General features: G+C 52.0%; 12 protein-coding genes. 7 read left to right on the forward strand and 5 right to left on the reverse strand.

The window, feature by feature from the left end; all coding sequences use genetic code 11:
- Both kdpE and DAQ1742_RS13605 read left to right on the forward strand, forming a co-directional pair.
- Entirely contained in the window at window positions 1-681 is a 681-nt protein-coding gene (gene kdpE / locus DAQ1742_RS13600; protein ID WP_035345829.1) for a two-component system response regulator KdpE, read from the forward strand.
- Between the two features lie 66 nt (window positions 682-747).
- Window positions 748-1,176, forward strand: coding sequence for an EamA family transporter (locus DAQ1742_RS13605; RefSeq protein ID WP_035340770.1), 429 nt, complete (start codon window positions 748-750; stop codon window positions 1,174-1,176).
- Between the two features lie 65 nt (window positions 1,177-1,241).
- Here DAQ1742_RS13605 and pgm read toward each other — a convergent pair whose 3' ends face one another.
- A complete protein-coding gene (gene pgm, locus DAQ1742_RS13610) occupies window positions 1,242-2,885 on the reverse strand; it encodes a phosphoglucomutase (alpha-D-glucose-1,6-bisphosphate-dependent) (RefSeq protein ID WP_035340768.1) in 1,644 nt (547 codons plus the stop codon).
- Between the two features lie 25 nt (window positions 2,886-2,910).
- Complete coding sequence (gene seqA, locus DAQ1742_RS13615; protein WP_035340767.1) at window positions 2,911-3,447, reverse strand: replication initiation negative regulator SeqA; 537 nt, start codon at window positions 3,445-3,447, stop codon at window positions 2,911-2,913.
- A gap of 314 nt (window positions 3,448-3,761) precedes the next feature.
- On the opposite strand from seqA, the gene ybfF reads away from it, so the two are divergent.
- Together ybfF and ybfE are read left to right on the forward strand one after the other, a co-directional pair.
- Entirely contained in the window at window positions 3,762-4,550 is a 789-nt protein-coding gene (gene ybfF / locus DAQ1742_RS13620) for an esterase (protein WP_035340766.1), read from the forward strand.
- Window positions 4,551-4,809: 259 nt separating this feature from the next.
- Window positions 4,810-5,091 (forward strand): LexA regulated protein, encoded by a 282-nt coding sequence (ybfE, locus tag DAQ1742_RS13625; RefSeq protein ID WP_035340764.1) that lies wholly within the window; start codon window positions 4,810-4,812, stop codon window positions 5,089-5,091.
- Between the two features lie 243 nt (window positions 5,092-5,334).
- Here the strand turns inward: ybfE and DAQ1742_RS13630 are convergent, their stop codons facing one another.
- The gene (locus DAQ1742_RS13630) at window positions 5,335-7,029 is read right to left on the reverse strand and encodes a methyl-accepting chemotaxis protein (RefSeq protein ID WP_035340763.1); all 1,695 of its coding nucleotides are present in this window, start codon (window positions 7,027-7,029) and stop codon (window positions 5,335-5,337) included.
- A gap of 450 nt (window positions 7,030-7,479) precedes the next feature.
- Here DAQ1742_RS13630 and fldA point away from each other — a divergent pair, with 450 nt between their 5' ends.
- Window positions 7,480-8,007 (forward strand): flavodoxin FldA, encoded by a 528-nt coding sequence (fldA, locus tag DAQ1742_RS13635; RefSeq protein ID WP_035340761.1) that lies wholly within the window; start codon window positions 7,480-7,482, stop codon window positions 8,005-8,007.
- 427 nt (window positions 8,008-8,434) lie between these two features.
- Entirely contained in the window at window positions 8,435-8,881 is a 447-nt protein-coding gene (gene fur, locus DAQ1742_RS13640) for a ferric iron uptake transcriptional regulator (RefSeq protein WP_035340760.1), read from the forward strand.
- Window positions 8,882-8,965: 84 nt separating this feature from the next.
- On the opposite strand, the gene glnS is transcribed toward fur, so the two are convergent.
- Both glnS and nagE read right to left on the reverse strand, forming a co-directional pair.
- Window positions 8,966-10,624, reverse strand: a complete 1,659-nt coding sequence (glnS, locus tag DAQ1742_RS13645) for a glutamine--tRNA ligase (RefSeq protein ID WP_035340759.1) — start codon at window positions 10,622-10,624, stop codon at window positions 8,966-8,968.
- A gap of 183 nt (window positions 10,625-10,807) precedes the next feature.
- Window positions 10,808-12,286 (reverse strand): N-acetylglucosamine-specific PTS transporter subunit IIBC, encoded by a 1,479-nt coding sequence (gene nagE, locus DAQ1742_RS13650; protein ID WP_035340755.1) that lies wholly within the window; start codon window positions 12,284-12,286, stop codon window positions 10,808-10,810.
- A gap of 353 nt (window positions 12,287-12,639) precedes the next feature.
- Between nagE and nagB the strand changes: the two genes are divergently transcribed.
- The gene (nagB, locus tag DAQ1742_RS13655) at window positions 12,640-13,440 is read left to right on the forward strand and encodes a glucosamine-6-phosphate deaminase (RefSeq protein ID WP_035345826.1); all 801 of its coding nucleotides are present in this window, start codon (window positions 12,640-12,642) and stop codon (window positions 13,438-13,440) included.
- The last annotated feature ends 18 nt before the right edge of the window (window positions 13,441-13,458 follow it).

The following is a 13,458-nucleotide window of genomic DNA, read 5'->3' on the forward strand; positions in this document are numbered from 1 at the left end:
TTGCAACCCACTATTTTGATTGTCGAAGATGAAAAAGAGATCCGGCGCTTTGTTCGTCAAGCGCTGGAGGCCGAAGGTTTTCGCGTCTTCGATGCCGAGACGCTACAGCGAGGCCTGATAGAAGCCGCGACCCGCAAACCCGACCTGATCATTCTCGATCTCGGCCTGCCTGACGGTGATGGCATAGATTACATCCGCGACTTGCGTCAGTGGAGCGCAATTCCGGTGATTGTGCTATCCGCCCGGGCCGATGAGCAGGACAAGATAGACGCGCTGGATGCAGGAGCAGATGACTACCTGACCAAACCCTTTGGCATCGGGGAGTTGCTGGCGCGGGTGCGGGTGGCGCTGCGCCGCTTTAGCACGCCTGCACAGGAAACACCGCTGATTACCTTCTCCACCGTTACGGTTGATTTGATAAACCGCCAGGTGATGCGCAATCAACGTGAATTGCATTTAACCCCCATCGAATTCCGGCTGCTGGCAACATTGCTCGCCAGCCCCGGCAAAGTGCTCACCCAGCGCCAGTTACTCAATCAGGTCTGGGGCCCGAATGCGGTTGAGCACAGTCATTACCTGCGCATTTACATGGGCCACCTGCGCCAGAAACTGGAAGATGACCCAGCCCGCCCACGCCATTTTCTGACGGAAACCGCCATCGGTTACCGGTTTATGCCTTAAACGATAGCTGGCACCCGGCAGGGCTCCGGCGTAGCATCATCCTTTTGATCTGCGAGAACAATAACCATGAGTAGCTGGTTACTTTATGCCTTACTGTCGGCGTTATGCGCCGCGCTGGTCGCACTGTTTGGTAAAATCGGTCTGCAACAACTTGATGCCAATACCGCCACCGCCATCCGGGCGGTGATCATGGCGCTGTTTCTGGTTGGCGTTGTGGTCATGCAAGGTAAATCATCGCTGTTTGGCACGGTACTCGCCAACCATAAGGCCATGTTGTTTATCATCCTCAGTGGTGTTGCTGGTGCGTTGTCCTGGCTGTTTTACTTTATGGCGTTAAAAAGCGGCAACGTGGCGCAAGTCGCGCCTATCGACAAACTCAGCGTGGTGTTCGCCGTTATTCTGGCGGTGCTATTGCTGGGGGAAAAAATATCGTGGCTGGCGGGCATCGGCGTGGCGCTTATCTCGGCCGGTGCACTGTTGGTGGCGTTAGGATAGCGCCTTTGGCGATAAAAAAGGCGCTGTTGCTACAGCGCCTGATGCTAACGGGCAACGCCGGGAGGTTACTGTGCGCGGCTTAATACTGCGCTGACAATTTCCACGGCTTCCTGTTCGATTTTCTCGCGGTGTTCCGCACCCAGAAAACTTTCGCAATAAATCTTGTACGCTTCTTCGGTGCCGGAGGGACGCGCGGCAAACCAGCCGTTATCGGTCATTACCTTCAGGCCGCCAATCGATGCGCCGTTACCGGGTGCTGCCGTCAGACGAGCGGTTATCGGGTCACCGGCCAGCATACTGGCTGATACCTGCTCTGGCGAAAGCTTCGAGAGCGCCGCTTTTTGTGCATGCGTGGCCGGTGCCTGTATACGGTTATAACTCGGTGCACCGAAGCGTTCTGCCAGCGCATCGTAATGCAGCTGCGGGTTTTTACCGGTCACGGCGGTGATTTCAGCGGCCAGCAGACACAGGATGATACCGTCTTTATCGGTTGACCACGGCGTGCCGTCAAAACGCAGGAATGAAGCCCCGGCGCTCTCTTCGCCGCCAAAGCCCAGCGTGCCATCAAACAGCCCATCGACAAACCACTTAAAGCCAACCGGCACTTCTACCAGTTTGCGGCCAAGATCGGCAACCACACGGTCTATCATGGCGCTGGATACCAGCGTTTTGCCCACCGCAACCGACTCGCTCCACTGCGGGCGATGGCGGAACAGGTAGTTAATCGCTACCGCCAGATAATGGTTCGGGTTCATCAGCCCTGCCGGGGTTACAATCCCGTGGCGGTCATAGTCCGGGTCATTGGCAAACGCCAAATCAAACTTATCACGCAGCGCCAGTAAACCGGCCATCGCGGAAACGGAGGAACAATCCATACGGATAACACCGTCGTGATCCAGCGTCATAAAGCGGAATGTTTGGTCAACGGCGTCATTGACCAGTGTGAGATCCAGCTTGTAATACTCGGCAATACGCTGCCAGTAGGCAATACCTGAACCACCGAGCGGGTCAACGCCAAGCTTCAGGCCCGCACGCTGGATAGCCGCCATGTCCACCACATCACCGAGGGCCGCCACATACGGCTCCACCAGATCACGCTCGTGCAAATGCCCGCTTTGGCGTGCTTTATCCAGCGACTGGCGTTTCACTTCACGCAGATTATCGGCCAGCAACGCATTGGCGCGCTTTTCAATCACGCTGGTGAGGTTGGTATCGGCCGGGCCACCGTTAGGCGGGTTGTACTTGATGCCGCCATCTTCCGGCGGATTATGCGAAGGCGTAATCACAATGCCATCGGCCAGCGCGCCGCCCTGACGGTTGTGCACCAAAATCGCATTGGATACCGCTGGTGTCGGGGTAAATCCGTTGTCTTGCTGAATAATGACATCCACACCGTTCGCCGTCAGCACTTCCAGCACGGAGATAAACGCCGGTTCAGACAGCGCATGGGTGTCTTTACCGACATAGCACGGGCCAGTAATCCCCTGGCGGCTACGCTCTTCGGCAATCGCCTGGGCGATGGCCAAAATATGCGCTTCGTTAAAACTGTGGCGGGCGGCACTGCCGCGATGACCGGATGTACCAAACTTCACGCTGTGAGCCGGATCGGTAACCTCCGGGCGCAGCACGTAATATTGTGACGTCAACTGTGCGACATTAATCAGGTCGCTTTGCCGGGTAGGTTGTCCGGCTCTTGGGTGATTAGCCATTGGCGTTTCTTCCTGACGCAGTGATTTAAATGGTGCCGCAAACTTTCTCTGTCAATTCCGGCGGGAACTGCATCGCCAGCATGATGTACTCAACCATGCTGCGTTTACGACCGGTATTCGTATTGGTAATAACCCAATAGGGCGTGCCCTCAATCGGGCGGGGTTTGGTCTGGGTACCGTGCAACAGCAATGTCTGCTCATCGGTAGCGAAATAGACCCGCGTGCGGCCGTGCAACGACTCGGTTGCCGCAGCAAATGCCTCGGGTGATAAACAATAAAGCGTAGACAGCACCATCATGAAACGATTGACCGCCCTTTTCTGCTCGGCGTACTCATCCGATAATAGCAACTCGCGCATGGTTCTTACCCGATCGCGGGCAGGCTGTGGCGTGGCAGGTTCGACACGTTGAATCTCTGACACCGTGGATGCCACCACGGCGACGGTGCTCGTACGGTCAAACTTCAACATGCGCCGTAAAATATCCGATGCACTTTCGCCAATATGTTGAGTGTGGCTGGCGATATAACGGTAAAGCTCGTCGTCTACCTCAATAGTTTTCATCTTTATCCAGTACTGTTTTATGTCTTTAATCAATCGTCAGAAATTATACAGGCTATGCCCAACCTGCGCACAGCCACAGGAAACAGCAGTCTACATTCGGGATTATCCGAACCGCCTCTGCAATTGCCCCCTGCGGCGTACTACTGATTGGCATCGCGCCACACCCGACAGCACAATCATTGATAACGCCATCATCAACACACGATAGCCGGTAGCACGATTCTGACAGAGGCCCTGACAGGATTTATCCCCGGCACAGACGCATGCTAAAGTCATGATACCCTAAGCTACTGTCTCTCTGAATGAACTTCACCATGAAATTGAATTATCGCTGGCAAAATGCACAGCAGCCGCAGCATCGATTACCGGTCATTCTGATTCACGGCCTGTTCGGTAATCTGGATAATCTTGGCGTACTGGCGCGCAGTCTGCAAAAACATCATGATATCTTGCAGATAGACCTGCGTAACCACGGCCTGTCACCACGCTCACCAGAGATGAATTACGCGGCCATGGCGCAGGATGTGCAAGCGCTTATCGAGGAATTAGGGCTGCAACGTGTGATCCTCATCGGCCACTCGATGGGCGGAAAAGTGTCGATGGCGCTGAGCGCGTCACTCGGCGAACGCATTGAACGCATCGTGGCCATTGACATCGCACCGGTTGATTATCAGGTTCGCCGCCACGATAACGTGTTTGCCGCGCTTCACGCGGTAAGTGATGCCGGAGTAACTCAACGCGCCGAGGCTGCTGACATCATGCGACCGCATCTGGCAGGCGAAGAAGGTGTAGTTCAGTTTCTGCTCAAATCCTTCCAGCAAGGCGAATGGCGCTTCAATGTGCCGGTGCTGTGGGAGCAATACGCGCATATCGTCGGCTGGGAAGATATCGCCCCCTGGTACGGCCCGATTCTGTTTATTCGTGGCAGCCTCTCCCCGTATCTTGATGATGTACACCGTGACGCACTGTTACGCCAGTTTCCCAATGCGAAAGCGCATGTTGTCAGCGGAGCCGGGCATTGGGTTCACGCGGAAAAAACCGACGCGGTGTTACGTGCCATTCACCGCTTCTTCGATGCACACGAAACCGAGCGTGATATCTAACTTACCCCCTCGGGGTGAAAACGGCGTCAATCCGTTGTTTAAATAAGGGATGGACGCCAGTAAACCGTTGTCGCCGCCGCAACGGCTGAGGTATGATGGCGCGCGCAGTAAGGAACGGCTGGCTGGCCGCTTGCATCATTAACCACATATCATCAAAACGCCGTGAACACGTCTCTGATGCTGTTGCCTGAAGCAAGGGCGAATAACATCAGTAGTACGGTTTGGCATTTTGGCCGGATTTCTTGCACGACCACAACCTATGGCAAAAGAACAAACGGATCGCACTACGCTTGATCTGTTCGCGAATGAGCGCCGACCGGGGCGGCCCAAAACCAGTCCGCTCTCTCGCGACGAACAGTTGAGGATTAATAAACGCAACCAATTGCGGCGTGACCGGGTGCGTGGGCTGCGACGCGTTGAATTAAAAATCAACAGCGAGGCGGTAGATATTCTCAACGCGCTGGCGGAGAAACAAAATATCAGCCGAAGCGAATTAATTGAGCAAATGTTGCTGGCACAGCTGGCAGATAAACCATGTTAATGGTGACGGTCGTTAATTAACGCTAGTCATGGTCTGTTTAGGTGATTATTGGCCAGAACAGCCTTTTGATTCGAATATTATTTATTCAGAGTTGTTTTTGACCAAACCGTGATGCCTTCACTGTGTTGCTCCCCCTTTTTGTTTTTGTGCACCTGAATCGGTAAACCCTGTAACCATCTGCTTGTTGTTCGGCTTTTCTCTGGCGTCATCCATGACGCCCAACTCGGTTGTTCACTTACTTCATCAGAACGTTTCCCAGTTATCACTGCCTTTGGCACTTCGGGCAGTCGTCGCGGCTGGCAGCGCTTTACTCGCGGGTGCCGCTACCGCTTTAGGCGCAACCGGGCGATCGCGCCTTGCCATACCCGCACCGGATTGCTCTTCCGTCAAACGGAACACCGAAACCGCCTCGGTCAACACCATCGCCTGCTCTTCCAGCGAACGGGTTGCCGCAGAAGCCTGTTGCACCAGTGCCGCATTTTGCTGCGTTACTCCATCCATTTCCGTAATAGCCAGCCCGGCCTGAGCAATACCTTTACTCTGCTCATCTGATGCGGTGGCTATCTCTGACATAATATCGGTCACGTTCGTTACCGCTTTGACGATATCACTCATGGTGGTGCCGGCATCAGCCACCAGGCTCGATCCGTTATCGACACAGCGTACAGATTCGGCAATCAGCCCTTCAATCTCCTTGGCCGCCTGCGCACTGCGCTGTGCCAGGCTTCTGACTTCGCCTGCCACCACCGCAAACCCGCGCCCCTGTTCACCGGCCCGCGCCGCTTCTACCGCGGCATTCAACGCCAGAATATTGGTCTGGAATGCTATTCCATTAATAACACTGGTAATTTCAGCAATTTTCTTCGAGCTACCGGAGATTTCCGCCATGGTTTTCACCACGTTATCAACCAGTTCGCCCCCCTTGCTGGCCGTTTTCGACGCCTGACGCGCCAACTGGCTGGCATGGCTGGCATTTTCCGCATTCTGTTTCACGGTCGATGTCAACTCTTCCATACTTGCGGCACTCTCTTCCAGCGCCGCCGCCTGAGATTCCGTACGGGATGCCAAATCGTTATTGCCTGAAGCTATCTCTGACACACCTTGATAAATAGAATCTGCGCTGTGACGAATGGTGCTGACGGTATTGGCCAGACTGCTCTGCATATGCCGCAATAACGGGAACAGTTTACCGACACAGTTGTTACCAAAATCCAGAATCGGTTTACCCAGACGGCCATCGGCAATCACCTGGAAGTGATCGCGCAAATCATTGAGCGGGCGAACCAGATACGCTACCAGGTAGCGATCGGTCAGGAACAACATGATCAGGCCTGCAACCAGGCCTGCAAGCAAGATGGTTTGCCCCACCCCTGTAATGCTCTCCAGCCGAACGCCCGCATCAACAAACATTGCAGAACCGGCTTTATTGAAAGCGGTAAACGACACGTTAAACTGGCGGCTAAATGCTGGCACGATATCTTTGGCATATTTATCGTATTCATCGAGCTTTTTATCCGCGGCTCGCTGGAACATGGGTTCAACACCCTGAGTGATAAGATTGCCCCAGTCGCGAATGACCGCGTCAACCAATTCTTGCGACATTCCTGCATGATCAATTTTTTTAAACGCCTCAAGATTGGATTTCAGTAAATCCAGCGCCGCCTGTGACGATTTCTGCTGCTCATCCGCTTTTTGGTTGTCATTGCTTTGGCGGTAATCAATCGCCCGTGCCAGGCGCGTTACCATGCGGAAATACTGATCGTTACCGGTGTTAACCAGGTTCATATTATTGACCAGCAATGCACTGGTTTTGGACGTTTCATTCATGGTACGAAACGAGTACATGGTATAGACCGAAACCGCAATCCATAACACACAGAAGACACCAAGCACCCAGAGCATTGCGGTGCGAATGGCAATATTTTTCAGGAATTGCATAGTTGACTCCATATGTGAGCTTTTGGTCGGGTAAGACGTGTTGTGGCAGATGCAACTGAATCTGACATCACACAAACTGGCGTGACAGAATTTATTATGGTCATCGCTGTGTAAAAAACAGTGTGCGTATTTACATTTTATAGAAGCACTATGTTCTGTAATCGTCAAAAACAAAGGCACATTTAGATCGAGATACCGGTTTAAAAGCTAATATAATTTATATATTTATCTAATTATCCATATATTCAGTTATATAGGCTATATATGGTATTTTAAAAAAATTAAAAAAACATTAAGGGCAAGGTTAAAAAGCAGCCAGTTCATTTCGCTTTACCATTTGCCGCCACGGTTACAGATACACGTTTATCCATCTGAGCGCGTCTGTTATGATTAGCGGATCGCGGGTGACGCAGAAACCATACCCTTAGGAATCAAGAGGTTATTTTATCTATGGCTCTCATAGGCATTTTTTTTGGCAGTGACACAGGCAATACCGAAAATATTGCCAAGACTATCCAGCAACAACTGGGCAGCGACGTTGCCGAGTTGCATGATATTGCCAAAAGCAGCAAGGAAGACCTTGAGCGTTTTGACATTCTGCTGCTGGGTATTCCGACCTGGTACTACGGTGAAGCGCAGTGTGACTGGGACGATTTCTTCCCAACGCTTGAAGAAATTGATTTTGAAGGCAAACTGGTTGCGCTTTTTGGCTGTGGCGATCAGGAAGATTATGCAGAATATTTCTGTGATGCCATGGGAACCATCCGTGACATTATCGAGCCACGCGGGGCCACTCTTGTCGGCCACTGGTCAACGCAAGGTTACTATTTTGAAGCCTCAAAAGGCCTGGCGGATGACAACCATTTTGTGGGTCTGGCGATTGATGAAGACCGTCAGCCAGAGTTAACCGGCGAACGCGTTAGCGCCTGGGTCAAGCAAATCAGTGAAGAATTAAATCTGAAAGAGTTGCTGGCCTGACAGAAAGAGGGGCTCTGCGGTATTACTCAGAGTCCTCTTTCTCATGCTGACACAAGGTCTGCCAGCCAAACGGCGCAGCCCGGTGCTCATCGCCATAAATATTGGCTGGCACCACCTCCCGCAGAGATATTGATAGAAAATACCTATAACAATAAATTGTACAATTTTTTAACTTTTTGCCTTTACAGGGTACAATGCCCGCACGGTTGACCGTGTCACGCCCTGTGTCTCTCTCGCCACTGAATCTGCTTTTTGCCACAAAGAACACAAAAAACAGTCGGTTGGCGAGTATTATATTGTAAAAGTTCGGTGGTTTTAATTTCGACGCCACGGTTCTATAATTGATGCACAGTGACCTTTTTTAAGCCAACCGATAATATCAGGCTTATAGCCTCCCAGATGAAGCACGTAACAGGACTAAATCCGCATGACTGACAACAACACCGCATTAAAAAAGGCAGGCCTGAAAGTAACACTTCCGAGACTGAAAATTCTGGAAGTGCTTCAGGATCCTCAATGCCACCATGTCAGTGCGGAAGACTTATACAAGAAACTGATTGATATGGGTGAAGAAATTGGCCTTGCCACCGTTTACCGCGTACTGAATCAGTTTGACGATGCCGGTATCGTCACCCGCCATAACTTTGAAGGTGGCAAGTCGGTTTTCGAGCTGACCCAGCAACATCATCACGATCATCTGATTTGTCTGGATTGTGGTCGCGTCATTGAATTTAGTGACGAGTCGATTGAAGCTCGTCAGCGTGAAATTTCCGAAAAGCACGGCATCAAACTCACCAACCACAGTTTGTATCTGTATGGTCATTGCAGCAGCGGTGACTGCCGTGAAGATGAAAACGCGCACGATGAGCGTTAATTGATTACGCCGCATCCCGTGTCTGAATACTAAAAAATAAAACCGCCGAGGCGGTTTTATTTTTATTCAATTCGCTGGTGAAGCTCAGCCCGCCCAGCTATCCCGCAGGCCTACCGTCCGGTTAAAAACCAGGCTGTCCGCACTGGAATAGACGCGATCGGCACAGAAATACCCTTCACGCTCAAACTGATAAGCTTTTTCAACCAGGGCATCACGCAGGCTCGCCTCTACAAACCCTTGCGCAATATTCAGCGAAGCAGGGTTAATGGTTGAGAGAAAATCTTCCGCCGCACCAGGATTCGCCACGCTGAACAACCGGTCATACAAGCGGAATTGTGCCGGTAAAGCATGTGGCGCAGACACCCAGTGGATCACACCTTTCACTTTGCGACCATCAGCCGGGTCTTTACTCAGCGTTTGCGCATCATAGCTGCAATAGATAGCCGTGATAACACCTTGCTCATCTTTCTCAACGCGCTCAGCCTTAATCACGTAAGCATTACGCAGGCGCACTTCCTTGCCCAGCACCAGACGTTTGTACTGCTTATTGGCTTCTTCACGAAAATCGGCGCGATCGATATACACTTCACGGCTGAACGCGACCTGGCGCGTGCCCATCTCCGGCTTGTTGGGGTGGTTTGGCATAGCCAGCCACTCTTCGTGCCCTTCAGGTAAATTCTCAATCACCACTTTTACCGGATCCAGCACTGCCATTGCGCGTGGCGCGCTCTCGTTCAGGTCATCACGAATGCAAGACTCGAGGGCAGCCATCTCTACGGTGTTATCCTGCTTGGTCACACCGATACGACGGCAAAACTCACGAATAGACGCAGCCGTATAGCCACGGCGACGCAGGCCGGAAATCGTCGGCATACGCGGGTCGTCCCAGCCTTCCACGACTTTTTCGCTCACCAGCAGATTCAGCTTACGCTTAGACATCACGGCGTATTCAAGATTCAGACGGGAAAACTCATACTGGCGCGGATGCGCCGGGATCGAGATGTTATCCAGCACCCAGTCATACAGGCGGCGGTTGTCCTGAAATTCCAGCGTGCACAACGAATGGGTGATACCTTCCAGCGCATCGGAAATGCAATGGGTAAAGTCATACATCGGGTAGATGCACCATTTGTTGCCAGTCTGGTGATGCTCGGCAAATTTGATACGGTATAGCACCGGGTCACGCATCACGATAAACGGCGAAGCCATATCGATTTTGGCGCGCAGGCAGGCGGTACCTTCGGCAAAATCACCGGCGCGCATTTTCTCAAACAGCGCCAGGTTCTCCTCTACGCTGCGATCGCGAAACGGACTATTTTTACCCGCGCTCGTCAATGTGCCACGGTATTCACGGATCTGCTCCGGCGTCAGTTCATCGACATAGGCCAAACCTTTATTAATCAGTTCAAGCGCATAAAGATACAACTGGTCAAAATAATCAGAAGAGTAGCGAACCTCGTCACTCCATGAGAAGCCCAGCCATTGCACGTCATGCTTGATAGACTCGACGTATTCAATGTCTTCTTTTACCGGGTTCGTGTCATCAAAGCGCAGGTTACACTTGCCGCTGTAATCCTCCGCGATGCCGAAATTCAGGCAGATAGATTTGGCGTGACCAATATGCAGATAGCCGTTCGGTTCTGGCGGAAAACGGGTCTGAATATGCTTGTGCTTACCAGAAGCCAAATCTTCATCAATGATCTGGCGAATAAAGTTGGTTGGGCGGGCTTCAGCCTCACTCATGTTTGGTTCCTCAAAATACGAAAAAACAACCCATAACCGCTAATGATCCAACAAGCCACGCTTTGAAACAACCGTTTGTTTCACGAAAGTTTAAGATAAAAAAACGGAGCACGCCGTGGATGCGTACTCCGTTTTCACTTGCGCGGCCAGTCAGCCGCAAAATTCAGGCTAACCCGCGTTGCGTTAGTCCACCGCCGGTGATGACACTTCACGCAGGGCGGCAGCGATACTTTCTGCCTGTGTCCCCACCACAATTTGCACACTCTGCTTATTGAGGCGAATCACCCCGGCGGCCCCCAACTGACGCGCCGCTGACTCATCAACCAACGCAGAATCCTTCACACTCAGACGCAGACGGGTAATACAGGCATCAATCCCCGTCAAATTATCTGCCCCACCAATGGCCCGCAGGTATCCCTGCGCGACATCCTGACGGCTTGAAACCGATACCTGCCCCTGCGCAGGTGCCGCTTGCGTAGCGGCTTCACGCCCAGGGGTCATCAGGTTAAAGCGGGTAATGGTAAAGCGAAACACCAGGTAGTAGATAACGAAAAACACCAGACCTTGCAGCAACAACATGTACCAGTGCGTTGCGAGGGGATTGCGGGAGGAAAGCACCAGGTCAACCAGCCCGGCACTGAAACCGAAACCCGCGATCCATTGCATACTGGCCGCAATAAAGACCGAAATACCGGTGAGTAACGCATGCAGGACATACAACACCGGAGCCACAAACATAAAGGAGAATTCCAGCGGCTCGGTGATACCGGTAAAGAACGCGGCAAACGCGGCTGCAACCATAATTCCCGCCACCCGGCTGCGGTTTTCAGGGCGGGCGCAGTGATAAATCGCCAGTGCGGCACCCGGCAGGCCAAACATCATAATCGGGAAGAAACCGGCCTGATAGCGCCCGGTGATGCCAGGGATGGCTTTACCGGCATCAATCGCCTGCTGGCCGCTCAGGAAATTGGGAATATCATTAATCCCAGCTACGTCAAACCAGAATACGGAGTTGAGCGCGTGATGCAGCCCAACGGGGATCAGCAGACGGTTAAAGAACGCATACACACCAGCACCAACCGAACCCAGTTGCTGAATATGTTCACCAAACCCAACCAGCGCGTTATAGATAACCGGCCAGACGTACATCAGTACAAACGCGACCACTATCATTAGCAATGACACTAATATCGGCACCAGCCTGCGGCCACTGAAGAAAGAGAGCGCTTCGGGTAATTTTACATGGCTGTAGCGGTTGTACAGTTCAGCCGCAATAACCCCAACCAGAATACCGATGAACTGGTTTTCAATTTTTCCGAATGCTTTAGGCACATTTGCCAGCGGAATGTGCTGAATCATCGACACTGCTGCCGGAGAGCACAGCGTCGTCAGCACCAGATAACCAACAAACCCCGATAACGCCGCTGCGCCATCTTTGTCTTTTGACATACCATACGCCACCCCAACGGCAAACAGCACCGCCATGTGTTCAATGATAGCGGCACCGGATTTAATCAGTAATGCCGCCAGCGCATTCTCACTGCCCCAGCCAACCGGGTCAATCCAGTACCCGACCCCCATCAGGATGGCGGCGGCTGGCAATGTAGCAACCGGCACCATCAAGGCGCGGCCTATTTTCTGTAAATAACCGAGTGTACTCACCTTCCCCCCTCTTGCCTTTTACGGGCAATAAAATTGTCTGTCAGCCTTGTCATTAAAAAAACCCGCCAGCCTTGTGGGCCTGGTCAGAGTGCAAAAAAATAATTCGCCACGCAAATTAATAACCGTGATTATGTGATAAAACTCACTCAAAAATCACATACAAAAAGTTTATGCCGCATCATTTTTATAACTTATTTCAAGACTAAAAAAAACAAGATACACTACCGGGCAGCGACAGCGTGAAACACTTTAGCCCGGTTGTCAGCAGCAAAAATGTCGCGGCAAAAACAGAAACACCGTTATCACCACCATACATGGCGGCACGCAGCAGCCCACATGACCAGGAGAGCTTTATGAGACTGATTCCATTAACTACCCCGGCCCAGGTTGGCAAATGGGCTGCCCGCCACATTGCCGATCGCATTAACGCTTTTCAGCCAACGGCGGAAAAACCATTTCTGCTCGGCTTGCCAACCGGCAGCTCGCCGCTGGAAGCGTATAAATCGTTAATCGCACTTTATCAGGCAGGTGTCGTCAGCTTCAGACATGTCGTGACCTTTAATATGGACGAGTACGTCGGCCTCGCCGCCGATCACCCGGAAAGCTACCGCACGTTCATGTACCAAAATTTTTTCAATCACGTTGATATTCCAGATGAAAGCATTAACCTGTTGGACGGTAATGCACAGGATATCGAGGCGGAATGTCAGCGATATGAAGAAAAAATCAAGTCTTACGGCAAAATCCACCTGTTTATGGGTGGCGTCGGGAATGACGGGCATATCGCCTTTAACGAACCGGCCTCCTCACTGGTGTCTCGCACTCGTATCAAAACGTTGACTGAAGAAACCCGTATTGCCAATTCCCGTTTCTTCGGCGGTGACGTCAGTCAGGTGCCCAAATACGCGCTGACCGTCGGTGTCGGTACGTTGCTGGATGCCGAAGAAGTGATGATTCTGGTCTCCGGTCGCCATAAAGCGCTGGCGCTCCAGGCAGCGGTTGAAGGTAATGTTAATCACCTGTGGACCATCAGTTGTCTGCAATTACATGCCAGAGCCTTGATGGTCTGTGATGAACCCTCCACCATGGAATTAAAGGTAAAAACCGTCAAATATTTCCGGGAACTGGAAGCTGACAATCTCAATAATCTGTAACCGGCAAGCCAGGAGCTT

The sequence above is a fragment of the Dickeya aquatica genome, from assembly GCF_900095885.1.
In the GTDB taxonomy this organism is placed as follows: domain Bacteria; phylum Pseudomonadota; class Gammaproteobacteria; order Enterobacterales; family Enterobacteriaceae; genus Dickeya; species Dickeya aquatica.

Excerpts from the sequence above, each read along its gene's own strand:
- DAQ1742_RS13605 (WP_035340770.1), top strand. The coding sequence starts at position 748 with ATGAGTAGCTGGTTACTTTATGCCTTACTGTCGGCGTTATGCGCCGCG.
- pgm (WP_035340768.1), bottom strand. The coding sequence starts at position 2,885 with ATGGCTAATCACCCAAGAGCCGGACAACCTACCCGGCAAAGCGACCTG.
- seqA (WP_035340767.1), bottom strand. The coding sequence starts at position 3,447 with ATGAAAACTATTGAGGTAGACGACGAGCTTTACCGTTATATCGCCAGC.
- ybfF (WP_035340766.1), top strand. The coding sequence starts at position 3,762 with ATGAAATTGAATTATCGCTGGCAAAATGCACAGCAGCCGCAGCATCGA.
- ybfE (WP_035340764.1), top strand. The coding sequence starts at position 4,810 with ATGGCAAAAGAACAAACGGATCGCACTACGCTTGATCTGTTCGCGAAT.
- DAQ1742_RS13630 (WP_035340763.1), bottom strand. The coding sequence starts at position 7,029 with ATGCAATTCCTGAAAAATATTGCCATTCGCACCGCAATGCTCTGGGTG.
- fldA (WP_035340761.1), top strand. The coding sequence starts at position 7,480 with ATGGCTCTCATAGGCATTTTTTTTGGCAGTGACACAGGCAATACCGAA.
- fur (WP_035340760.1), top strand. The coding sequence starts at position 8,435 with ATGACTGACAACAACACCGCATTAAAAAAGGCAGGCCTGAAAGTAACA.
- glnS (WP_035340759.1), bottom strand. The coding sequence starts at position 10,624 with ATGAGTGAGGCTGAAGCCCGCCCAACCAACTTTATTCGCCAGATCATT.
- nagB (WP_035345826.1), top strand. The coding sequence starts at position 12,640 with ATGAGACTGATTCCATTAACTACCCCGGCCCAGGTTGGCAAATGGGCT.